Raw genomic sequence first — 22,863 nt, 5'->3', positions numbered from 1 at the left:
GTATTCTCCCAAACGAGAACACTATTACGCCAGTACGTCAAGGGAGCGGCACCGATGAGCGACTACAGATTCCTCAAGTGGCAGACATTCGACGACGGGCGGATCGTTCGGATCTCCTTGAACCGGCCGGACCAGCGCAACGCGCAGAACCGGGGCATGCTCGTGGAACTCGACGAGGCGTTCGGCGCTGCCGAGGCCGACGACAACGTGCGAGTGGTGATCCTCGCCGGAGAAGGAAAGATGTTTTCCTCGGGACACGACATCGGCTCCAAGCAGGCGATCAGCGAGTATCTGCCCGGGCCCGACCAGCATCCGAGCGCGTCGATCAACGGCGGAAGCCGCGAGGGTGCAGAGAAGGTGATGCTGCAGGAGTGGCACTACTTCTTCCAGAACACGCTGCGGTGGCGCAATCTGCGCAAGATCACCATCGCCCAGGTGCACGGCGACGTGTTCTCTGCGGGCCTGATGCTGATGTGGGCCTGCGACCTCATCGTCGGTAGCGACGACGTGCGCTTTGCCGACGTGGTCGGCACGCGGTTGGGAATGTGCGGCATGGAGTACTTCGGTCACCCATGGGAGTTCGGGCCGCGGAAGGCCAAAGAGCTGATGCTCACCGGCGATGCCATCGACATCCACGAGGCGCACCGGCTCGGCATGGTCAGCAAGGTCTTCACTCGCGAGGAGCTCGCCGACCGGACCCTCGACATGGCGCGGCGTATCGCCGAGGTCCCCACCATGGCCGCACTTCTGATCAAGGAATCGGTCAACCAGACCGTGGACAACATGGGCTTCTACAACTCCCTGCAGTCGTGCTTCACGCTGCACCAACTCAACCATTCGCACTGGTCTCAGGTGCGAGACGACAAGCGGGCCACCGCTGGACCGGAGAACGGCGTACCCGACTGGCGTGATGCGCCACCCGTCGTCCTCGCCGTCAAGGATCAAGTTCGGGCGGCGCAATGACGGACCCCGGCGCGGCGCCGGCTGGTCTGCCCCAGCCGCGCCCCATGCCGGTGACCATCCCCGGTCACCTCTTCGGCCAACTACCCTTCTACGACGTTCTCGAGACGGCGGACACGGTGATCGTGGACCTGCACAACCGTCCGGACATCATGAATGTGCGCGGAGCGCTGTAAGGTGGACTGCTCGCTACCCTCATCGATGTGGCAGCCGGCAGACTCGCCTTCGCGGTGGCCGATACGGCCGACGGAGTCAGCACCGCGGACATGACGATCCACTTCCTGGCTCCGGTGATGACCGGCCCCGCGCGGGCGGTGGCCAACCTGGTCCGCAGGGGCAGGCGAACCATCGTCGTCGGAGTGGACGTCTTCGACGTCGGTGGCGACCGGATCGCCGCGCGCGCGACGTTGAGCTTCGCGGTGCTGTCCCCGCGTGGCGATCAGCTCGCGGCGACGCCGTAGCGGGCGTCGGACACCCTGTCCAGCGCGGCCTCGGAATCCCCGAAGACCAGAGCCCAGGCACGGGCACGCCGGTAGTACAGCTGGATGTCGCCCTCCATACCGAATCCGTATCCGCCGTGCACGTGCAGACTGCGTCGGGTGGCGTCACGCGCCGTCTCATAGGCGAACGCGAACGCCATGGCGGCGAGTTCGGTGGTTCGGGTGGGTTCGTCGGCGAAGGAACACGCGGCCTCCAGCGCCAGCAGGCGGGCGCCGTCCGACGCGGTGGCACTGTCGGCCAGCGGATGCGAGACCGCCTGAAATGCGCCGATAGGGGTACCGAATGCCGTGCGTTGCTTGGCATGTTGAGCACCGATGTCGACGGCCCTGGCCGCCGCTCCGGCGAGCGCCGCGGCAGTGAGAGTCAACCACACGTCCACTGCGCCCGAGTGCAGCCGCTCGGCGCCGGCTCCGTCGGCCAGGACCACAGCGTCTTCTCCGACCGGAAGGTCGGCCAACGGCAGCGTGCCGAGGTTCTCCACCTGCCGTCGGCCGGAGCCGGCGACCGGTACCGCGAGCAACTTCCCCGCGGCATGAGCCACCACGACGTCGGCCACCGCTCCTCCCGGGACCAGCTGCAGCGCCCGGTCAGGGTAGGTCCGCGGAGCGAAGACGACGAGCTTGTCTCCGCTCAGCGCCGAGGCCAGCAGGTCCGCCGCCGCGGCGCCCACCGAGGAGAGCAGCCGCACGGCGACCTGGGCTTCGATCACCGGGGCCGAGGCGACGGCACGACCGAACTGATCGGCGATGAGCGCGAGTTCGAGTACCGACGACCCCCAGCCCCCGTACTGCTCGTCGACCGCCATCTCGAGCACACCGGTGTCACACAGCGCCTGCCAGAGCTTCGGGTCGAAACCGAGAGGCTCGGCAGCACGCACCCGATCAACCGACGACTCACGCGCATAGAGCGCTGCAAACGACTCGACGAGCTGTTTCTGCTCGCCGGAGAGGGTCAGCTCCACGACATCCGTCCCGTCACGTGCGGATATGATAATTCTCAGTACTGAGATTAACATTATTCACGCACCCGCTCGACGAGCGGTGCGCACGCCGAAGAAGATTGGGTGGCCGCATGCACTTTCAGCTCGATCCGAGGACAGCGACTTTTCGCGACGAGGTGCGCGCACACCTCGAGCACGTCCTGAGCCCGGGATTCGAGGAGCGGGTATACCGCAGCGGGGTTTCCCACGACCACGACTTCGTAGTCGGATTGGTCGACAAGGGCTACTTCGCACCCAGCTGGCCCGCGGAATTCGGCGGCCAGAGCCGCGACGCGTGGGACGAACAGGTACTCAAAGAGTTGATGATGCGCTTCGACGCGCCGGTCTACCTCTCGGAGACCACCCGCATGGTCGCTTCCATCATCCAGCAGGTCGGTACCCCCGAAATGAAGGAGCGCATCCTTGCCGGCGCCATGAACGGCGACATTACGATCGCACTGGGGTTCACCGAACCCGAATGCGGATCCGACGTCGCCGCCGCAGCGACCAGGGCCGTCCACCGCGACGATGGCTGGGTCATCAACGGCTCGAAGATGTTCACCACCAACGGTCACATCGCCGACTACATCTTCCTGCTGGCCCGAACGGATCCCGACAAGCCGAAACACAAGGGACTGACCATGTTCCTCGTGCCCACGACCGTGGAGGGGTTCGAGGCACAGGCCGTCTGGACCCTGTCCGGCGAACGCACGAACATCACGTTCTTCAGCGATGTTTGGATCAGTGACGAGTGGCGCATCGGCGACGTGGACGGCGGCTGGCAGGTGCTTGCTCTGTCACTGCAGGACGAACACGCCTCGGGGTGGGGACCGCACCTGGCACGACTTCTCGAACACGCCGAACACTGGGCGGCGACCGCCGTGCGACCAGACGGACGGCCACCGATCGACGAACCAGATGTGCGCAGGCGGCTGGCCCGAGCCGCAGTGGAAACCGAGGTGTCGATGCTGCTGCAACGCCGGTGCGTCTGGATGGTCGAGCAGGGCGAGATACCCATCGCCGAGGGACCGATGTCGAAGGTCTTCAGCACCGAGGCGCTCGAGCGTGCGAGCCAGGACATCGTCGAGATGGTGGGTCCCGACGCGCTTCGCAGCTACCTCGAACCGACTGCGCCGGAGCGCGGCAGATTCGACCACACGCTGCGGTTCTCGTTGGGTACCACCATCTACGCCGGCACGAGCGAGGTGCAGCGCACCATCATCGCGCAGCGCGGTCTGGGCCTACCCCGTTAACTTCTTGGACCGCCGCGGTGTTGTCCGGCCCGCTGACTCCGACTTGCCCGACGCGGGCGCCGGGACCGGCGGGCTCACCGCCTGCTTGCACCACGCCCACAACTGGTCCTCGCTGAGCTTGGTGGTCTTGCCACCCAGATGGAACACGCCGATCTGGGCCAGCGCAGTCAACGTGGTGTTGAGCAGGGTGGTCAATTGAGCCGGCGTCAGATCCTCGCGTACCAGACCGGCACGGGCGCACGCCGTGAGGATTTTGGTCATCAGCCGAAGGTGCGGCTCCCACACCTTGGCGAAATCGTCGGGCCTCTCGATCTCGAGGCTCAAGTTGTAGATCGTCATCACGCGGCCGCCGACCGCCTCAGAGGATTCCGCCCTGGACAGCACGCCACGACAGAACGCCTCGAGCTGCTCCATCGGTCCATCCGCCGCGGCGACTTCCTGCCGGATGTTCTCGGTGAACTGGCTCGTGACGTTCTCGTAGAGTGCCAGCATCAGCTCTTCCTTGCCGGCGAAATGCTGGTAGAAGGCACGCAAGCTGAGATTCGATCGATCGATGAGAGTCTGAATCGTGAAGTCGGCACGGCCCGATTCCTCGATGAGTTCCAGCGCGGTGGCCAGGAACCGCGAGCTGCGCGCCAACGCCCGCGCCCGCGCCGCGCTCAACCGGCGCTCGATCGTCCGTTCTTGCCAGGACGTCGGCATTTCGAGTTCCGCCTCGACGATCTCGAGGTCGTCAGCGGGCTTCTTCTTCGCGGTCATAGTGCGACAAGAATACTCTCCGCAACCGAGAATGGTCGATCTACCTACACGTGCATGTCGATTATCGTCTCGACGATCCCGACTCGTCGCGTAGCCGCGCGGTCAGTGCGCTTTCCACTGCGGTTCACGCTTGTCCAAGAATGCTCGCGGACCTTCGATCGCATCCTTGGTGAGCGCCACCTTCATGCGGTAGTTCTCGGCGAGTAGTTCGGCTTCGTAGATCGGAAGGGTGAGGCCCTTGCGCACGGCCATCCGCGAACCACGCACCGCGAGCGGCGCATTCGAGTTGATGACCTCGGCGATCTCCCACGCGCGGTCCATCAGAGAGTCGTGCGGGACGACTTCGGTGAAGACGCCGAGATCGAAGGCGCGCTGCGCGTCGAGCCGCTCGTGCTTGCCCATGAGCACCAGGCGCATCGCTACCGGCAGCGGCAGAATCCTGGCGAGCCTGACCGCCTCACGACCCGAGGTGACGCCGATGCTGACATGAGGATCCATCAACGACGCGTGCTCCGAAGCCACCGTGATATCGGCGGTGGTGACGAGATCCATGCCGGCGCCGCACGCGATCCCGTTGACCGCGCAGACGATGGGTTTGGTCATCTGCAGCCAGGGTGGGGTGGCCTCCTGCGGAGCGTCCCACTGCCGCAGAGAACTCAGGATCGGCTCGCCCTGGTTGTCGATTCCCGCAGCGTTGTCCATGTCGTGGTCAGCGGCTTTGTTGACGTCGGCACCCACGCACAGTGCTCGACCCGCTCCGGTGATGATGGCAGTCCAGATCGCCTGGGAGCGTTCGATTTCGGCATAGACGTCGGCGAGCTCGGCGATCATCTCGTCGTTGATCGCGTTGAGCACCTCCGGCCTGTTGAGAGTCACGCACGCCGTGTGCCCGCGAACCTCGAAATCGATGGTGTCGTAGTTCCCTACACTGTCCACTACACTCCGTCCCTGCCGCTCATGTGTGCGCCTCCGTCAAGCCCTCGTGGCTGATCGATGTCGGACGGACCCCGAGAATGTCCTGAAACCTGTCGCAGTAGTGCGGCCACACCTCCGGGTTCAACAACCGCTCGGGGCGAAGGCCCGCGAACAGGGTCTGCCATTGTTGCGCGGTCGCGACAGCGATGTCCCGCGCCGCTTCCACCGTGATACCGGCGGTGTGTGGCGTCGCGACCACATTCTCGAGCTGCAGCAGGGGATTGTCCTGCCGAGGCGGCTCCTCGTGGAAGACGTCGAGGCCGGCACCTGCGATCGCGCCGGTCTCCAGCGCCTGCCGCAGCGCGTCTTCGTCGTGCACCGGCCCGCGAGCCGTCGTGATGAAGAATGCGGTCGGCTTCATCGCGGCGAACTGCTCCGCCCCGATCAGTCCTCGCGTCTCGGCGGTCAACGGGCAGGTCACCTGCACGAAGTCGGAAAGCTCGACAAGCTCGGCGAGAGTCACGCGGCGCACCCCACGGGCGTCCGCGGACACCTCGTCGAGGTACGGATCGAAGACCAGTACCTCCATGCCGAACGGGGCACACAGCTCCACCAAGCGACCGCCGATGGCTCCGAGTCCGACGACGCCGAGGGTCTTGCCGAGGAGCTGGCTGCCCTGCAACAGCAGGCGGTTGCCGAGCGGACCACCGCGCAGCGCCCGGTCTGCCGCGGTGATCTTCTTCGCCAGGTCGAGCATGAAACCCAGTGCATGTTCGGCGACAGCTTCGGCACCGGGGCCGGAGTTGTTGCACACCGCAATCCCGGCACGGGTGCACGCCTCGACATCGATCACGTCGTAACCCGCTCCCGCAGAGCACACCGCCAGGAGCTGCTGACACCGTTCGATCAGCGCCGGTCCCGCCAGCCACTGCGCGCCACCGGTGACATCCGCGACGTCGGTGCGGGTGGCCACCTGGTAGCCGTGGGCAGATTCGAGTGCCGCCCAGGACTGCTCCTCCGGCGCAGTCAGGTCGAGCTTGACGACGTCGATGTCGGAGAGTTCCAGAATTTCTCCGGCGACCGGGTCGGTCCAGCGCTCGTACACCAACCGCGGACGCGGGGGTGTGGTCATCAGTTCTTCGGCTTGGGCTTTGCCTGGGCTGCCCTGAACATCTGGGCCAGCTCCGCGTCGACGTTCTTGTAGTCGTTGCGCGCTATCGCACCGTCCCGGCCGGGGACGACGTCATAACCGAGCCGTAGATCCTTGTTCTCCATGTGGAAGTACTCCCGGCCCAGCGGTAACCGACGATCCGAGCGAGGCACCTCCATCCACGCCCGCAGGAAGCAACGCGCCTTCTTCGGATCGTTGCTGCTGACGAAGTCGGACCGGGAATGACACATCGCGAAGTTGTTGGCCACGGCCGCCTCGCCGGACTCCAGCCGGAACTCGACCTGCTGCTCCACCAGAACGGTGCGCAACAGCTCGATCGCCTCTTCCTGGATCGGGGTGAAGTCGCGACCGAGGGTCTTCATGGCCGGCAGGATGCTGCTGTAGGTGAAGTTGATGCAGATGCGTCCGTCGATCTGCGAGAACACCGGCACGTCATACGGAGTGACATCCGGCTGGTCGTCGGGTTGTTCACTGCGGCGGTGATGCGGGAAGCCCTGATAGAGGACTTCGAGCAAGTCCGGGCGCTCGGCCAGAATCCGGTTGTGGGCGGCGGGTCCGCTGGCGAACTGGCTCTCCCCGCCCTCGAACGCCGGGTAGACGCACAGCAGCGACAGGATGTCGGCGGCATCGTTGTGCATCGCGAGCTCAGCGCGGGACTTGGTGCCGCGGGCGGGTTGCACGCCGTCGGGCAGGATCTCCTCCTGAACCCGCACCAGACGGTGCCCGAACGAGTTGTTGGACACCGGGTAGCCGAGATGCCAGCAGAACGCCCAGTAGATGCGCTCGAGATCCTCGATCGAGTGCTGCTCGACCGGGAAACCGCGCACACACGCCAACCCCTTGCCGAACATCAGATCCTGGTAGAGCCGCGCCAGATCGTCGTCCAGATCGGGATGGTGCACGTCATCGAGCGTGATGTCGTCGCGATCCTTCTTCGCCGTCGTGGCCAGGATCGACTCCAACGCTGCGACGTTGCGCGCAGACAGATCGAAGGCGAAATCCTCCTTGCTGGTGAAATCAGCCCCGGTCCATGACATCGCGTCGGTCACGGGTTCGGTGTAGATCGCGGTGGGCATCCGTCCTCCTGTTGTCGGCGGAACTTCGGTTCTGTCGGTGATCTCGGTCGAAAGGGTCGAAAGCGTGGTCAGGCCGTCGCGGAACCGTCGAGCCCCCGGAGCGCCTGCGCCCTGGCCGTGGCCGCCTCCGTCATCATTCCGACGTCGGTGCCTGCCGAGATGAATCGCAAGCCGAGGCCCGCGAGCCATTTCAGCAGCTCGAGGGACTTGATCCCCGCCACTCCCAGCGCTACACCGTGGGTGCGACATGCCGCTGCCACGGAGTCTACTGCATGGCGGAAACGATCATTCTCATACTGGCCATGGATTCCCATCTCGGCGGTCAGATCGCTGACGCCGATGAGCACCATGTCGATGCCCTCGACGGCTGCGATCACGTCGATGTCGCGCACCGCTTGCGGGGTCTCGACCATGACGGCGACGACCGTGCGCTGCTCGAGGACTTCGGTCAGTTGGACGGCCGAGCGGGCGGTGAATCCGCTGAGCGCGTTGGGGCCGGAAATGGAGCGATGACCGACCGGTGGAAATCGGGCAGCCTCGACGACACCTCGCGCCTCATCAGCTGAGTTGACATGGGGCACAATGATTCCTGACGCTCCACAGTCCAGCGCGCGAGCGATCACGCTGTGGTCGTGCGACGGTACCCGGATCAACGCCGAGATGCCCGCCCCGATCGCACTCGCGCACAACATCGCCGCCGTCTCCAGGGAGGTCGCAGTGTGTTCGAGGTCGACGTAGATTGCGTCGTATCCGGCGGCCGCAGCGATGGCCGGTACGTCGGGTGTGCGTGAGTTCATCAATGCCAGGCACAACACCAGCGCGTCGCCGCGGAGCGCGTCCCGCATCGAACCATACACCCGCTCACGGTAGCCGAACGAGAACGCTCATTCCACCTTATGGAAAGAGTCGTTACCGATGTGATTAACATGAGGTATGCCACCGAACCTCGTAGCGATCGTGGGGGCCGGTTTGTCGGAGTGCGGCCGTGTGCCCGACAAGACGGCGATGGGCCTCATGGCGCAGGCCGCCCAGCGTGCGGTCGCCGACGCCGGGCTGTCCAAAGACGATATCGACGGCTTCGGCGGTCACGGCTCCCTACTCCCACCGATCGAGGTCAGCGAGTATCTGGGGCTGCGACCCACCTGGGTCGACGCCACCAATGTCGGCGGCTCGTCGTGGGAGGTGATGGCGCGGCACGCGGCCGATGCGATCGCCGCGGGACATGCCGACGTGGTCCTGCTGACCTACGGGTCCACCGCCCGCTCGGATGTCAAGCGCCGCACCCGGGCCTCAGCGGCGGCACTGAGCACCGGTGCAGCGATGCAGTTCGAAGCGCCCTACGGAGCGACGCTGATCGCCAAGTACGCGATGGCGGCGCGGCGGCACATGATCGAATACGGCACCACGGTCGAGCAGCTCGCCGAGGTGGCAGTCGCCGCCCACGAATGGTCCGCGATGAACGACACCGCGTTCGAGCGTGACCGCATCACGGTGGCCGACGTCGCTGCCGCGCCGATGCTTGCCGATCCCTTCACTGCCAAGCACGTTTGTCTTAGGACCGACGGTGGTGGTGCCATCGTGCTCGCCAACGAGGATGTGGCGCGGAACTGCGCGAAGGACCCCGTGTGGATTCTCGGGGCCGCCGACGCTACGTCCCACGTCAGCATGAGCGAATGGGGCGACTTCACCACCTCTGCCGCAGCCATCTCCGGACCGCGCGCATTCGCCCAGGCCGGCGTGAGCCCGGCCGACATCGACGTCTGTCAGCTCTACGACTCGTTCACCGCCACCGTGCTGCTGACGCTGGAAGACCTCGGCTTCTGCGCCAAGGGCGAAGGCGGAAAGTTCATCCAGTCGGGGGCGTTGCGGCCTGGCGGCACTCTGCCCACCAACACCGACGGCGGCGGGCTGGCCTCGTGTCACCCGGGGATGCGAGGCATGTTCCTGCTGGTCGAAGCCGTCCGGCAGTTGCGGGGGGAATCGGGTGCCAGACAGGTCGACGGCGCCGAGTTGGCCTGCGTGCACGCGATGGGTGGCTTCTTCAGTCACAGCGCCACGATGATCCTGGGCAGGGACCGGTGACCGCCGGCGCCTGGACGGGTCCCCACCGTCCAACCACCGACCCCGAGACCGAGCAGTGGTGGGCAGCCACCCAGAGCCGGCAGTTGTTCGTCAACGCTTGCGGATCCTGCGGTCGCACTTCGTTGTACGTCCGGCCCTTCTGTCCGCACTGCTGGAGCGACGACGTCGCCCTGCAGCGGGCCAGCGGGCGCGCACGCCTGTACACCTGGACGGTCGTGCATCAGAACGCTCCCCCGTTCGACGCGCAGGTTCCCTACATCGTCGCGATGGTCGATCTGGACGAGGGGCCGCGACTGATGACCGTGATCGAACAGTGCCCGGTCGATCAGCTGCGTGCCGACCTGCCCTTGCTCGTCGACTTCCGGACCGATGACGACGGCTTCGTCGTTCCCGTCTTTCGACCCGAGTCAACCTAGTTTCCGCCGAGATGCACGAGTCCCCGAGGTGAGAGGAACACCGATGAACAAAGACGACATGATCCTGGTGAGCGTCGACGACCACATCGTCGAGCCACCGGATATGTTCAAGAACCATCTACCCAAGAAGTACCTGGACGAGGCCCCGCGGCTGGTCCACAACGAAGACGGCAGCGACACCTGGCAGTTCCGTGACGTCGTCATTCCGAACGTGGCGTTGAACGCCGTCGCCGGCCGCCCCAAGGAGGAGTACGGCCTGGAGCCCCAGGGGCTCGACGAGATCCGCCCAGGCTGTTACAAGGTCGACGAGCGGGTGATGGACATGAACGCCGGCGGCATCCTCGGATCGATGTGTTTCCCGTCGTTCCCCGGTTTCGCCGGCCGGCTGTTCGCCACCGAAGACCGCGAATTCTCCCTCGCGCTGGTGAAGGCCTACAACGACTGGCACGTCGAGGAGTGGTGCGGGGCATATCCGGCGCGGTTCATCCCGATGACGCTGCCGGTGATCTGGGACGCCGAGGAATGCGCCAAGGAGATCCGGCGCAACGCCGCCCGCGGGGTGCACAGCTTGACATTCACCGAGAATCCCTCGGCGATGGGCTATCCCAGCTTCCACGATCTCGAGTACTGGAAACCGATGTGGGACGCGCTGGTCGACACCGACACCGTGCTCAACGTGCACATCGGCTCATCCGGTCGCCTGGCGATCACCGCCCCCGACGCACCGATGGACGTCATGATCACGCTGCAGCCGATGAACATCGTCCAGGCCGCCGCCGACCTGTTGTGGTCCAAGCCCATCAAGGCCTACCCGGACCTCAAGATCGCGCTGTCCGAGGGCGGCACCGGCTGGATTCCCTACTTCCTCGACCGCGTCGACCGCACCTACGAGATGCACTCGACGTGGACCGGCCAGGACTTCGGCGGTAAGAAGCCCTCGGAGGTGTTCCGCGACCACTTCCTGACCTGCTTCATCTCCGATCCGGTCGGAGTCGAGCTGCGAAACCAGATCGGTATCGACAACATCTGCTGGGAGGCCGATTACCCCCACAGCGACTCGATGTGGCCGGGGGCGCCCGAGCAGCTTTCCGAGGTTCTCGAAGCCAACAACGTGCCCGACGACGAGATCAACAAGATGACCTTCGAGAACGCGATGCGTTGGTATCACTGGGATCCGTTCAGCCACATCACGCGTGAGCAGGCTACCGTCGGTGCGTTGCGCAAAGCCGCCGAGGGCCACGATGTTTCGGTGCAGGCGCTGTCGAAGCGCGAGCACAGCGCCGGATCCTCGGACTGGCAGTCCCAGATGAGCAAGGCGACGGTGAACGTCAGCGGCAAGTAGATCGGATCCGCCGCGGCGTCAGGTCGCGGCGACCAGCCGATCCGCAAGCACCCTGGGCCGCCCGTGGGAGCGGGCGTCCAGGGTGTTGCGTTCCACCTTGCCGTTCGCGTTCAGCGGCAACGGCCCATCCCAGAACACCAACTCTTCGGGCAGCTTGTACTTCGGCAGACCGGCCGACAGCAGCACATCGGCGACGTCGGTCAGCGAGAGTTCGGCGCCTGCGTCGAGCAGGACGGCCACTGCCAACCGCTCGCCGGTGACGGCATCGGCGACCGAATACGCCGCGCACTCCTTGACTCCGTCGATCCGCACCACGGCCTCTTCGACCTCGGCGGTCGGGATCTTCAAGCCGTTGCGGATCACGATGTCCTTGATGCGGCCGACGATACGAACGCGGCCGTCGGTCAGCTCGGCGACGTCTCCGGTGCGAAACCAGTCCCCGTCGAACGCCGGCCCGTCACCCTCACCGCCGGTGTATCCCAGGAATGTGTGCGGGCCCCGCAGACAGCACTCGGTCGGCTCTTCGAACGAGCCGACCTTCACCTCGACATCCGCCAGGGCGACCCCGTCATCGGCATGCCGGACCTCACGTGGCTCCCCCCGTTGCCCTGAGGTGCTGACCGGCACCTCCGACGAGCCGTAGGCCCGCATCACGACGATCCCGAAGTCGTCCTCGATACGCTCGACGATGCGCCGGTCCAACATCGTCCCGCCCAGATACACCGCACGCAACGGCACCGCGGCGCCGCGTGCGACGGCCTCGTCGAGCAGCCTGTCCAGCAGCCTGTCGGGTCCGCCGTACCACGTGGCGCCGGATTCCAGCAGCAGGTCGCACGTCGAGGCCGGGTCCCATCGGTCCTCCAGCACGACGGGGGCCGCGATCATCGGGCCGATGAAGACCGCTTGGAGCACGCCGGTGACCGAGGCCAGCGGGCTGATGAGGAAGATCCGGTCATCACCCGTCAGGCCGGCCGCAGCGATGTAGTTCGACGATGCCTTCGTCAACGTACTCAGCGAGTGCACGACCCCCTTGGGCGCCGACGTCGTCCCCGAGGTGAACAGGACGAACGAGGGCTCGTCTGCCGCACGCACCGGGTGTGCCGTCACAGTCGGCGGTGTGTCCGCGGCCTGTCCCGGGTCGACCCAGCAGAGCGCCTCGGACAGCTCGCCGGTGTTGGCGTCAGCCCAGTTCGGTGCGACGCCGAAACGAGCCTGTGTGCGGTCCGCGATGTCGGCCACCTGCGCGGCGCCGGCACTGCGGGGAATCAGCAGCACGACTACGTCGATACGCAGGGCCGCGTGAATCGCCACCAGCGAATCGACATCATTGCCCACCACGAGCACGACGGGAGCCGATGCCGTCACTCCTGCCTCGCTCATCGCCGCCGCGGCCACATCGACTCTGCCGTCGAGCTCGGCGAAGGAGAGTTCTGTGTGCCGGTCCTTCACCGCCAAGAGGTCGGGATGGGTACCCGCAGCTGCCCGGACCACATCGAGGGGCTGCGCCGACCAGAACCCGGCAGCCCGGTATCGATCGCGCAGCGATTCGGCACGGCGGCATGCGGTTCCCAGCAGCTCCGTCGGGCTGGTCATGGTCAACCTCCGTTGCAAATGAGTGTTCTCGTTCCAAGTAAATGTAACCTCTCAACCATGCCTTCACTGCAGAGCTCGTCCTCGGAACCGGTGCTGACCTTCGACAACCAGGTGGCTATCGTCACCGGAGCCGGACGTGGGCTCGGCCGCTGTCATGCACTCGAACTCGCCAGACGCGGCGCCCGGGTCGTGGTCAACGACCTCGGTAGCGCCGTCGACGGCAGCGGGGGCTCGATGTCAGCGGCACAGGCCGTGGTCGACGAGATCACCGCTGCCGGAGGCACTGCGATGGCCAACGGTGACTCCGTGTCAACGGAAGCCGGCGGCGCCGCGATCGTGGCCGCCGCCAAAGAGGCCTACGGTCAGGTGGACATCCTGGTGAACAACGCCGGAATCCTGCGGGACGCCGCCTTCAAGAACATGACAGCCGACCAAGTGGACGCCGTGATCGCAGTCCACTTGACCGGCGCCTTCAACGTGACCCGGGCGGTGTGGCCGATCATGCGCGAGCAGAACTACGGCCGGATCATCCAGACCACCTCGGGTACGGGCCTGTTCGGTAACTTCGGGCAGGCCAACTACGGTGCGGCGAAAATGGGACTGGTCGGGATGATGCACGTCCTCGCCATCGAAGGTGCCCGCAACGGCATCACCGTCAACGCCATCGCGCCCATCGCGCGGACCCGGATGACCGAGGACATCATGGGCGAAGCCGGTAAGGCGATGGATCCCGAGCTCGTCACGCCCGTCGTGGTGTACCTCGCACATCGCGACTGTGACCGCACCGCACACATCTACTCGGTCGGGGCGGGCAAGGTCTCGAGAGTCTTCATCGGCGTGACCGACGGCGTCCAGAATGTCGATCTGACAGCGGAATCGGTGGCTGCGTCGATCGACGAGATCGACGACCCGACCAGCTTCACCATCCGCGGCGGGCCGACGACCGTCTGATCTGACGGGCCGTCTCAGCGACCCTCGAAAATTCGGTGACCGCCTCAGCGGCCCTCGAAAATCGGTGACCGCCGCTCGGCGAAAGCGCGCAACCCTTCCTGCAGATCGCGAGTATGCGAGATCAGCTCGGCGGCCCACGCCTCCTGCTCGAACGCGCGGTCCCGGCTGGATTCCGAGGACACTGCCAGCAACCGCTTGGTGAGCGACAGCATCACCGTCGGACCCGCCGCCAGTCGGCGGCCCAGCTCCTCGGCGGTGCTGAGGACCGCCTCAGGTGCGACGACCTTGTTCACCAGCCCGAGGCGTTGACACGATGCGGCGTCGACCGGTTCGCCCAGCATGAGCAACTCGGCGGCCGTACGCAGTCCGACGATGCGGGTGAGGAGATGGATGGCGCCGGAGTCGGGCAGGATTCCTCGGTGGACGAACGCCTCGATGAGCGTGGCCTCCGACGACATCACCACCAGATCGCACGCCAAAACCAGGCTCGCGCCTGCGCCGACCGCGACACCGTTGACGGCGGCCACCACCGGTTTGTCGCAGTCCAGCACCGACGCCACCAGTCGCTGCCACCCCTCGGACAGCATCCGGGCAATGTCGCCCGGCCGCTTCTCGGCGAGCGCTTGGGGCACCGGGTTGTCGGCTTTGGCGGGTAACCCTGCCCCGGCGCAGAAATGACGCGAACCGGCCGCCGTGAGCAGCACTGCCCGAACTTCGTGATCCGAGTGAGCGTCGAGAAACGCCGCGGTCAGAGCATCACGCGCATTGGGCGACAACGAATTTCCTACACCAGCACGATTGATCGTGATTCGCAGCAAGCCTGCGTCAACGCGCTCCACCTCGATCCCGGTTGGGTCTGTCATCAGCTGCTCCGCTCTGCCTCAACGGGTGTCGCCGCCCCGCGTTAACGGCATTTCCGTTTTTCGGGTATCTTAATTTCCGCAACCATGCCGACGATAACGCGGGCCACGACGAGGAGGCGCTGAATGACTCAACCCTCTTCCCCACCCCCTCCTGCATCGCCTCCTGAGACCGGCCGGATCACCGAGGAAGGACTGGCCCGTCTTCGTGCCACCATCGGCATCGCAGTACCGCACACCCGGCCGCCGCATTACTTCCGGCCCAACGAGGACAGCTTCCGGCATGTGGCCGAGAGCTACGGCGATGCCAATCCGCTCTGGTGCGATCCCGAGTACGCCGCCAAGTCCGTCTGGGGTGAATCGGTGGCCCCGCCCGCCCTCGTCGGTGGTGACACCCTCATCGGCGAAGACGAGGTCACCGCGCTCTCCGACGAGGACCGGGCCCTCACCAAAGGTGATCCGCTGCGCGGGGTCCACGCCTTCTATGCATCGTCGTCGCGCGAGTGGTGGGCGCCGTTGCGCGCCAATCACCGGGTGTTCCGCCGCAACGCGTTGGTCGCGGCGCTGGACAAGAGCAGCGAGTTCGCCGGCCGCGCCGTCCACGAATGGTCGGCGCAGGTCTTCCGCGACGACGAAGGCGTGATACTCGGCGGTCAGTACCGCAACATGATCCGCACCGAGCGGAGCAAGGCCCGCGGGGCGAAGAAGTACGACGACGTCGAACTGAAGACGTGGAGCGAAGACGAGATCGCTGAGATCGACGAGCGGTATGCACGCGAGGCACCTCGTGGCGCCGAGCCACGATGGTGGGAGGACGTCGGCGAAGGTGACGCGGTGGGTCCGCTGACCAAGGGCCCGTTGACGGTCACCGACATGGTCTGCTGGCACGTCGGGATGGGCACCGGGATGTACGGGGTCCGCCCGCTGGCGCTGGCCTGGCGCAACCGGCAGCGGATCCCGCGTTTCTACACCCCCAACGAGCACGGCGTACCCGACGTTCAACAACGGGTGCACTGGGAGCCCGGCGCGGCGCGTAACGCCGGCAACCCCACCACGTTCGACTACGGCCGGATGCGGGAGACGTGGCTGATCCACCTGTGCACGGACTGGATGGGCGACGACGCCTGGCTGTGGAAGCTCGACTGCGAGTTCCGGCTCTTCAACTATGTCGGAGATCTGCACACCATCACCGGAACCGTGGTGCGCAAGTACCTGGCCGACGGCGACCGCCCGGCAGTCGATCTCGAGCTGGCCGCAACAAGTCACCGCGGACAGGTGACGGCGCCCGGCCGTGCGTCGATACTGCTGCCCAGTCGCGAGCGCGGGCCGGTCCGGCTGCCCGACCCGCCCGGCGGCGCCTCCGACCTGTCCGAGCTGCTGACCGCGGTGTCGGCACAGTTCGCCGGACGCTGACGCCGATGGCCTACCCCAGCGTGCCCGGTCTGTCGGCGGAGCAGCACGGCCCCGTGCTGGCCCTGACCCTCGATCGGGCCGACCGGCGCAATGCGGTCAACGACGAGATGCTCGACGCGATGATCGGTCACCTCGCCGCCGCCGGGACCGATGAGTCCGTCCGAGTCATCCGCATCGATGCCCGCGGACCGGACTTCTGCGCGGGCTCGGACCTCGTCGCCAACAACGCGCATTCTGAGCGCAAGCCACGGGTGGGCAGCACGCAGCGCCGGCTGCCCAACAAGGCCAACAGGCTGATCCCGCTGCTGCTCGAGACCCAGGTTCCGATCGTCGCGGTGGTCCGCGGGTGGGCAGCCGGGCTGGGATTCCACATCGCGATGGCCGCCGACTTCTGCGTCGCGGCGCAGGACGCCCGATTCTGGGAGCCCTTCATGGCCCGCGGCTTCACTCCGGACAGCGGTGCGGCCTGGCTGCTGCCTCGACTGATCGGGCTGGTGCGCACCCGGCAGCTGCTGATGTTGGGAGAAGAGCTCTCCGGCGCCACCGCCGCCGAGTGGGGCGTCATCCACGGCGCCCATCCCGACGGTGACCTCGACGCTGCCGCAGAGCACCTCGTCACCCGTCTGGCGGCGTCTCCCACCGTCGCGCTCGGCTTGACGAAGTGGCTGCTGCAGTCCGGAAACGGTCTCGATTTGGACCGGCACCTGCAGAACGAGGCCATGGCGCTCGAACTTTCCAGCCGCAGTGATGACTTCAAAGAAGGCCTGCGGGCCTTCCGGGACAAGCGGAATGCAGAATTCACGGGCCGTTAGTGGGGACGATGACCAGATTGCCGATCTCGGAAACCACCAGTGCCGCCGACGCGGTCGACGTCGTCGAGCAATGGGTGGCTGCCGAGGTGCCGGACCGGTGGCGTGAAGCCGCTGCTGTCGGACCGCAGGCGCTGCGCGCCGCCCGCAGCCACGAGGAATACCAGCGTTGGTATCCGACATTTGCCGAGTCGGGTCTGGTGGTGCCGACCTGGCGTCGGGACCACGGCGGTCTCGACGTCGGCAACGACGTCGCCCGTGCCATCGACGCCGTGCTTGCTCCGCTGCGACTGACGCGACTGAATCCACTCGGTCTGAACAACGCGGCAGCCGCGCTGTTCTCACACGGCACCGAAGAGCAGCGGTTGCGCTTCCTGCCGCCGATCGTGCGCAACGAGGAGAAGTGGTGCCAGCTGTTCAGCGAACCTGGTGCCGGATCGGACCTCGCGTCGCTGGCCACGAAAGCCGCGCGGGACGGCGAGAACTGGGTGGTGTCCGGTCAGAAGGTCTGGACCACGTGGGCCGACGAGGCTGACTTCGCAATCCTGCTGGCACGAACGGATCCCGATCAACCGAAGCACAAGGGCATCACCTACTTCCTGCTCGATATGCACCAACCGGGAGTCGAGGTGCGTCCGCTGCGCCAGATCACCGGCGAACGCGAGTTCAACGAGGTGTTCCTCGACGGCGCCCGGGTCCCCGACGCCCACCGGGTCGGCGAACTCAACGACGGCTGGCGGGTCAGCGCCTCGACGCTGTCCAGCGAGCGCCAGATGGTCTCGGGATCCGGGTCCGGTGGTATGGGCCGACTCGGCGGCTCCAGCGCCGAGCGCCTGATCACCCTCGCCCAGGACACGGGCCGATGGTCCGATCCCGTCGTGCGCGCAAAAGTCATGCGCCTCTGGGCCCAGGAGCAGATCCGCGGATGGACCAACGCGCGGGTGCGCGCCGCACTCTCGGCCGGCCAGTCACCGGGCGCGGCGTCGTCGATCGGCAAGGTGCACCAGGCCACGCTGAACCAGCAGATCCAGGATCTGATGGTCGACCTGGTGGGCACCGACGCTCTCGCCTGGCCAGCCGGCGAGGACAGCGACGCGCTGCCGCGTGAGGTCCAGGGGTGGATGCGCAGCCTCGCCAACAGCACGGAGGGGGGCACCACCGATATCAACAAGAACATCCTGGGTGAGCGGGTGCTCGGTCTGCCCAAAGAGCCTGATCCGTTCAAAGGTAAGCCCTGGAAGGACATCCCCCGCTCGTGAGTGCTTACGAGCGACTGATTGTCGAACGGTCCGACGGCATCGGCTGGCTCATACTCGACCGGCCGGAGGCCGGCAATGCTTTCGACGCGACAATGCTCGACGAGCTCGAGTCGGCGTGGGCCGAGCTGGTCGCCGACCCGCAGGTCCGTGTCATCGTGAACACCGCGAACGGCCGATCGTTCTGTACCGGCATGGACGTCGTGCAAGTCGCGCGCGACAAAGGCGCCATGCGCAGGCATTCCCGCCGGACCCGTGACGCTGAGCTCAAGATCTCCTCCTGGCACTGCGAGGTGTGGAAGCCGGTGATCGCGGCGGTCAACGGCGTGTGCGCAGGCGGTGGACTGCACCTGGTGGCCGATGCCGACATCGTGATCGCCGCCGAGGAGGCGTCGTTCGTCGATCCGCACGTATCGGTCGGACAGGCAGTCGCCTACGAGGCCATCACGCTGCTGCGCAAGTCACCAATGGAGGCGATCACCCGCATGACGTTGAGCGGAAAGGGTGAACGCATCTCGGCTCGACGCGCCTACGAGCTGGGCATCGTCTCCGAAGTCGTTCCCGGTGAACATCTGCGGACGGCGGCCACCGCGCTCGCGTCCGCCGTCGCCGCAAACTCCCCTACGGCGTTGCGCGCCACCAAGAAGGCGCTCTGGCGATCGCTGGAGGTCGGTCTGAGCACGGCACGTGAAGAGGCCGCGGCGGCGATCGACCGGCTCGCAGGCCATCCCGATCAAGACGAGGGCGCGCGGGCGTGGTTGGAGAAGCGGAAACCGAACTGGCAGCCCGTGGCGACGGTGGAGGCACTGTGACAACGGAGGAACGAACGACCTACCGACGGCTCGTCGTCCAGCGGCGCGGTCCGGTGGGCTGGATCATCAACAACCGCCCCGACCAGCTCAACGCCTACGACATCGTGATGCGTGAGGAATTCCCCAGAGCCTGGGCAGAACTGGACGCCGATCCCGACGTTCGGGTCATCGTGCACACCGGAAACGGACGGGCATTCCAGGTCGGAGCAGATGTCGGTGAGCTCGACGGCGAGGCGGTCCACCAGTTCCAGGAAACCATGCGCACCCTCGACCTGAAGCTGACCGGGTGGCACTGCGGCGTCGGTAAACCCGTCATCACCGCAGTCAACGGTGTCTGCGCGGGCGGCGGTCTGCACTGGGTCGCCGACGCCGACATCGTCATCGCCGCTTCAGATGCGACGTTCGTCGACCCGCATGTCTCCATCGGTCAGGTCAGCGCGCTGGAGACCATCGCGTTGATGCGGAAGATGCCCGCTGAGGCGGTATTGCGGATGGCGCTGGTCGGTAGCCACGAGAGGTTGACCGCCCAGCGTGCCTATGAACTCGGCATGATCAGCCAGATCGTCGATCCGCCCGAGCGATTGCGGGATGTCGCCCAGGAGCTGGGTGAGAAGATCGCCAGAAACTCCCCCGTCGCGATGCGGGCGACCAAGCGTGCGCTCTGGGGCGCTCTGGAACATGGACTCACCGATGCGTGCCGCGAGGGTGCCACACACCTGACATCGGTGTGGGGGCATCCCGACCAGGACGAAGGTCCGCGTGCCTTCGCCGACAAGCGGACCCCGAACTGGCTTCCCCTGGACGTACCAGGGGTCAGCAACGGTGGACCGACGGGCGAAGCCCAGGCAACGACCGGGGAAGGGACACAGCGGTGAGCTTGGCGCACCTCGTCACCGGCCTGCCGCCCATCGCCGTACACACTCTGCACCGTGATGTCACCGCCGATGAGCTGACCGCCGATGCGGCCCGAGTCGGCGAGCTGCTCAGCGACGCCGGCCTGCGAACCGGGCAGGTGGTGGCGGCAATGCTCCCGAACGACGCAGTCACGGTGGCCGCGCTGTTCGGAACCTGGAACGCCGGTGGTGTCTACACGCCGCTGAACCCGCGCGCCGCGGACAGCGAGGTTGCCAGCCAGCTCGCGACCCTGCGTCCAGTCGCAGTCATCACGACACCCGCTCTTGCGCAACGGTTCTCCAGTTACACACTGCCCGTGGTGACCGGAGCGGGACGAGTGTGGGAACGCTCGTCGTCGGGCTCACCGCCCGACGATCCCCGCCAGTACGACGAAGATGTCGCGCTGTTGCAGTTCACGTCTGGCACCACCGGCGCGCCCAAACCCGTGCCGTTGCGTCACGCCACGGTTCTCGATCTGATCGACCGCCTGCTGGCCAAGCTGCGCGGCGCCAAACCTGAGACCGGCAAGCCCAAGCGCGCACCGATGCCCAACCTGGTGCCGCTGTCATTGTCGTTGTGGGCGGGCATCTATCAGGTGCTCTTCGCGTTCCGCGCCGGTTCCGGCGTCGTTCTGATGGACAGGTTCGCTCCGACTGACTTCGCCGTGTTGGTGAAGCGGCATCAGTTGCGATCGACGGTGCTTCCCCCGGCGGCGCTGACGATGGTCCTCTACGACGAAGCGGTCACCGACCTGTCGCCGCTGAAGATCGTGCGATCCATCACCGCGCCGCTGTCACCGGTTCAGGCAGCCAGGTTCCGGGACAAATTCGGTGTGCTCGTGCTCAACTCGTACGGGCAGACCGAACTCGGCGGCGAAGTCGTCGGCTGGTCGGCTGCCGACGCCCGCGAGTGGGGTGAGACAAAGCTGGGTTCGGTGGGACGGCCATTACCCGGCATCGACGTCAGCATCGCCGACGACGAGGTGATGGTGCGTACCCCGACCACTGCCGCCCGCAAGATCGACGCGGCATTTCTGGACCGGCTGACCGACGACGGGTGGTTCCACACCGGTGACCTCGGCTGGTTCGACGACGACGGCTTCCTCTGGCTCGACGGCCGGGTGTCGGACATGATCAATCGGGGCGGGCTCAAAGTGTTCCCGGGAACCGTCGAGGACGTCCTGATGTCGGCCGAGGGGGTACGCGAGGCCGCGGTGGTCGGCGTATCCGACGAACGCCTCGGCGAAGTGCCCTGGGCGTTCGTCGCCCGGATCGACGACTCGCTGACCGAGCAGTCTCTGATGACCTGGTGCCGAGAACACTTGACGCCCTACCGCGTCCCCACGCGCATCGTCTTCGTCGATCGGTTGCCGCGCAACGACGTCGGCAAGGTCGTCAAGCGCGAACTGGCCGCCCTCGCCGGTGCCGGCGACTGACCATGGAGCGTCTCAGTGGTCTCGATGCGATGTACCTCTACCTGGAGACACCCTCTGCGCCACTGAACGTCTGCTGCGTCGTGGAATTGGATGTCACCGCAATGCCGGGTGGCTACAGCTTCGACACGCTCCGTTCGGAGCTCGGGTCGAGGTTGCTCGCGGTGCCGGAATTCCGCAAGAAGCTCGCCGGCGGGCAGCTGAACATCGACCATCCCGTCTGGGTGGAGTGCGCCGGCGTGGACCTGTCCCGCCATCTGAAGCGCATCGCTGTGCCCGCTCCGGGTGGTCGAGCCGACGTGGCTGAGATCTGTGCCCACGTCGCCGCGCTTCCTCTCGACCGCGGCCACCCGCTGTGGGAGGTGTGGGCCGTGGAGAACTCCGCGACGCCTGAGCTGCTGACGCTCATCGTGAAGGCACACCACTCGCTCGTCGACGGCGTGGGCGGCGCCAACATCATGGCGCACCTGTGCAGTGTCGAGCCCGATCTGCCGGTGCCGCAGGGCCACCCGGATCCTGAGCCCGCTGTCAACGCCTTGGCGATCGCTGCCTCCGGCGTCGTCGGCGTTGCGGCACGATCGTGGCGGTTGACGAGCCTGCTGCCCGCAACCTTTCAGACGGTCGTGAGAACGGTGCGCCGCGCCCGGACGGGGCAGACGATGGTGGCACCCTTCACCGCCCCCAAAACCGTGTTCAACAGCCCACATTCGGGACGCCGCAATATCGCCTTCGTCGAGCTCTCGCTCGACGAGGTCAAGGCCGTCAAGGACTACCACGGGACGACAGTCAACGACGTGGTCATGGCGCTGTGCGCGGGGGCTCTGCGGACCTTTCTCCGGCTCCATGACGACCTGCCCGACGTACCGCTCGTCGCCGCGGTTCCGGTCTCGGTCCACGGCAAGTCGGACCGGCCGGGCCGCAATCAAACGACGTGGATGTTCTGTCGCCTGCAGTCACCTGTGGACGACCCGGTCCAACGCCTGCAGGACATGGTGGAAAGCACCGCGGCCGCGAAAGCACACAGCACCGAACTCGGACCGACACTCCTGCAGGACTGGACGCAGTTCATCGGCGAATACACCATGGGCGCGATCAAGCGGCTCGTGCCCCGCGTACCCAAGCCGGCCAACCCACCGTTCAACCTCATCCTCTCGAATGTCCCGGGGCCCCAGATCCCGCTCTATCTGTCGCGCTACCGCATCAGAGCCGTCTACCCGTTCGGGCCGATTCTCGCCGGCGCCGGGCTCAACATCACCGCGATGTCGTACAACGGCCGGCTGGGTTTCGGGATCATCTCCAGCCCGGACCTCGTCGCGGACCTCTGGCCTCTCGCTGACGCGCTGCCGGCCGCGCTGGACGAACTCGTCCAGTCGATCACAGCTCGGTGAC

General features: G+C 66.2%; 21 protein-coding genes and 1 pseudogene. 14 read left to right on the top strand and 8 right to left on the bottom strand.

The annotated features are described in order from the left end of the window. The first annotated feature begins 54 nt into the window (after window positions 1-54). Both ACEWX3_RS13240 and ACEWX3_RS13235 read left to right on the top strand, forming a co-directional pair. Window positions 55-963: an enoyl-CoA hydratase gene (locus ACEWX3_RS13240; protein ID WP_374159645.1), complete on the top strand. Its 909-nt coding sequence runs from the start codon at window positions 55-57 to the stop codon at window positions 961-963. 44 nt (window positions 964-1,007) lie between these two features. After that, window positions 1,008-1,421 (top strand): annotated as a pseudogene (locus ACEWX3_RS13235) (PaaI family thioesterase). On the opposite strand, the gene ACEWX3_RS13230 reads toward ACEWX3_RS13235, so the two are convergent. After that, window positions 1,400-2,422, bottom strand: a complete 1,023-nt coding sequence (locus ACEWX3_RS13230) for an acyl-CoA dehydrogenase family protein (protein ID WP_374159644.1) — start codon at window positions 2,420-2,422, stop codon at window positions 1,400-1,402. The pseudogene ACEWX3_RS13235 and the gene ACEWX3_RS13230 sit on opposite strands and share 22 nt — an antisense overlap. A 110-nt stretch (window positions 2,423-2,532) precedes the next feature. Between ACEWX3_RS13230 and ACEWX3_RS13225 the strand changes: the two genes are divergently transcribed. Continuing rightward, the gene (locus tag ACEWX3_RS13225; RefSeq protein WP_374159643.1) at window positions 2,533-3,693 is read left to right on the top strand and encodes an acyl-CoA dehydrogenase family protein; all 1,161 of its coding nucleotides are present in this window, start codon (window positions 2,533-2,535) and stop codon (window positions 3,691-3,693) included. Here the strand turns inward: ACEWX3_RS13225 and ACEWX3_RS13220 are convergent. From ACEWX3_RS13220 to ACEWX3_RS13200, 5 genes are all read right to left on the bottom strand, one after another. Continuing rightward, window positions 3,682-4,452, bottom strand: coding sequence for a TetR/AcrR family transcriptional regulator (locus ACEWX3_RS13220; protein ID WP_374159642.1), 771 nt, complete (start codon window positions 4,450-4,452; stop codon window positions 3,682-3,684). The genes ACEWX3_RS13225 and ACEWX3_RS13220 overlap by 12 nt on opposite strands. A 102-nt stretch (window positions 4,453-4,554) precedes the next feature. Further along, window positions 4,555-5,388, bottom strand: a complete 834-nt coding sequence (locus ACEWX3_RS13215) for an enoyl-CoA hydratase/isomerase family protein (RefSeq protein ID WP_374159641.1) — start codon at window positions 5,386-5,388, stop codon at window positions 4,555-4,557. 19 nt (window positions 5,389-5,407) lie between these two features. Continuing rightward, on the bottom strand, window positions 5,408-6,499 hold the full coding sequence (locus tag ACEWX3_RS13210; RefSeq protein ID WP_374159640.1) for a hydroxyacid dehydrogenase: 1,092 nt from the start codon (window positions 6,497-6,499) through the stop codon (window positions 5,408-5,410). After that, window positions 6,499-7,614: a TauD/TfdA family dioxygenase gene (locus tag ACEWX3_RS13205; protein ID WP_374159639.1), complete on the bottom strand. Its 1,116-nt coding sequence runs from the start codon at window positions 7,612-7,614 to the stop codon at window positions 6,499-6,501. Before ACEWX3_RS13205 ends, ACEWX3_RS13210 begins: the two co-directional genes overlap by 1 nt. A gap of 68 nt (window positions 7,615-7,682) precedes the next feature. Beyond that, window positions 7,683-8,459, bottom strand: a complete 777-nt coding sequence (locus ACEWX3_RS13200; RefSeq protein WP_374159851.1) for an HpcH/HpaI aldolase/citrate lyase family protein — start codon at window positions 8,457-8,459, stop codon at window positions 7,683-7,685. 88 nt (window positions 8,460-8,547) lie between these two features. On the opposite strand from ACEWX3_RS13200, the gene ACEWX3_RS13195 reads away from it, so the two are divergent. The 3 genes from ACEWX3_RS13195 to ACEWX3_RS13185 are packed head-to-tail and all read left to right on the top strand — an operon-like array spanning window position 8,548 to window position 11,454. Continuing rightward, window positions 8,548-9,696: an acetyl-CoA acetyltransferase gene (locus tag ACEWX3_RS13195; RefSeq protein WP_374159638.1), complete on the top strand. Its 1,149-nt coding sequence runs from the start codon at window positions 8,548-8,550 to the stop codon at window positions 9,694-9,696. After that, complete coding sequence (locus tag ACEWX3_RS13190; protein ID WP_374159637.1) at window positions 9,693-10,112, top strand: Zn-ribbon domain-containing OB-fold protein; 420 nt, start codon at window positions 9,693-9,695, stop codon at window positions 10,110-10,112. The genes ACEWX3_RS13195 and ACEWX3_RS13190 overlap by 4 nt, the downstream gene beginning before the upstream one ends. A 43-nt stretch (window positions 10,113-10,155) precedes the next feature. Further along, on the top strand, window positions 10,156-11,454 hold the full coding sequence (locus ACEWX3_RS13185; RefSeq protein ID WP_374159636.1) for an amidohydrolase family protein: 1,299 nt from the start codon (window positions 10,156-10,158) through the stop codon (window positions 11,452-11,454). Between the two features lie 18 nt (window positions 11,455-11,472). Here ACEWX3_RS13185 and ACEWX3_RS13180 read toward each other — a convergent pair whose 3' ends face one another. Further along, window positions 11,473-13,047, bottom strand: a complete 1,575-nt coding sequence (locus ACEWX3_RS13180) for a class I adenylate-forming enzyme family protein (RefSeq protein WP_374159635.1) — start codon at window positions 13,045-13,047, stop codon at window positions 11,473-11,475. A 57-nt stretch (window positions 13,048-13,104) separates the two neighbouring features. Here ACEWX3_RS13180 and ACEWX3_RS13175 point away from each other — a divergent pair, with 57 nt between their 5' ends. Further along, window positions 13,105-13,998 (top strand): SDR family NAD(P)-dependent oxidoreductase, encoded by an 894-nt coding sequence (locus ACEWX3_RS13175; protein ID WP_374159634.1) that lies wholly within the window; start codon window positions 13,105-13,107, stop codon window positions 13,996-13,998. A gap of 44 nt (window positions 13,999-14,042) precedes the next feature. Here the strand turns inward: ACEWX3_RS13175 and ACEWX3_RS13170 are convergent, their stop codons facing one another. Beyond that, window positions 14,043-14,861 (bottom strand): enoyl-CoA hydratase/isomerase family protein, encoded by an 819-nt coding sequence (locus ACEWX3_RS13170; protein WP_374159633.1) that lies wholly within the window; start codon window positions 14,859-14,861, stop codon window positions 14,043-14,045. Between the two features lie 123 nt (window positions 14,862-14,984). On the opposite strand from ACEWX3_RS13170, the gene ACEWX3_RS13165 reads away from it, so the two are divergent. The 7 genes from ACEWX3_RS13165 to ACEWX3_RS13135 are packed head-to-tail and all read left to right on the top strand — an operon-like array spanning window position 14,985 to window position 22,862. Continuing rightward, the gene (locus ACEWX3_RS13165; protein ID WP_374159632.1) at window positions 14,985-16,271 is read left to right on the top strand and encodes a hypothetical protein; all 1,287 of its coding nucleotides are present in this window, start codon (window positions 14,985-14,987) and stop codon (window positions 16,269-16,271) included. A 5-nt stretch (window positions 16,272-16,276) separates the two neighbouring features. Beyond that, the gene (locus ACEWX3_RS13160; RefSeq protein ID WP_374159631.1) at window positions 16,277-17,083 is read left to right on the top strand and encodes an enoyl-CoA hydratase/isomerase family protein; all 807 of its coding nucleotides are present in this window, start codon (window positions 16,277-16,279) and stop codon (window positions 17,081-17,083) included. A gap of 8 nt (window positions 17,084-17,091) precedes the next feature. Continuing rightward, window positions 17,092-18,339 carry an acyl-CoA dehydrogenase family protein gene (locus ACEWX3_RS13155; RefSeq protein ID WP_374159630.1) on the top strand — a complete coding sequence of 416 codons (1,248 nt, stop codon included), beginning with the start codon at window positions 17,092-17,094 and terminating at the stop codon, window positions 18,337-18,339. Beyond that, a complete protein-coding gene (locus ACEWX3_RS13150; protein WP_374159629.1) occupies window positions 18,336-19,148 on the top strand; it encodes an enoyl-CoA hydratase/isomerase family protein in 813 nt (270 codons plus the stop codon). The genes ACEWX3_RS13155 and ACEWX3_RS13150 overlap by 4 nt, the downstream gene beginning before the upstream one ends. After that, window positions 19,145-20,023 carry an enoyl-CoA hydratase/isomerase family protein gene (locus ACEWX3_RS13145; RefSeq protein WP_374159628.1) on the top strand — a complete coding sequence of 293 codons (879 nt, stop codon included), beginning with the start codon at window positions 19,145-19,147 and terminating at the stop codon, window positions 20,021-20,023. Before ACEWX3_RS13150 ends, ACEWX3_RS13145 begins: the two co-directional genes overlap by 4 nt. Then, entirely contained in the window at window positions 20,020-21,477 is a 1,458-nt protein-coding gene (locus tag ACEWX3_RS13140) for a class I adenylate-forming enzyme family protein (protein WP_374159627.1), read from the top strand. Before ACEWX3_RS13145 ends, ACEWX3_RS13140 begins: the two co-directional genes overlap by 4 nt. 2 nt (window positions 21,478-21,479) lie before the next feature. Then, on the top strand, window positions 21,480-22,862 hold the full coding sequence (locus tag ACEWX3_RS13135; protein WP_374159626.1) for a wax ester/triacylglycerol synthase family O-acyltransferase: 1,383 nt from the start codon (window positions 21,480-21,482) through the stop codon (window positions 22,860-22,862). Window position 22,863 lies beyond the last annotated feature (1 nt).

The sequence above is a fragment of the Mycobacterium sp. G7A2 genome (assembly GCF_041902445.1).
Classification (GTDB): Bacteria; Actinomycetota; Actinomycetes; order Mycobacteriales; family Mycobacteriaceae; genus Mycobacterium.
Note: the sequence above shows the minus strand (reverse complement) of the source record. Positions and strands in the feature narration are given on the sequence as shown.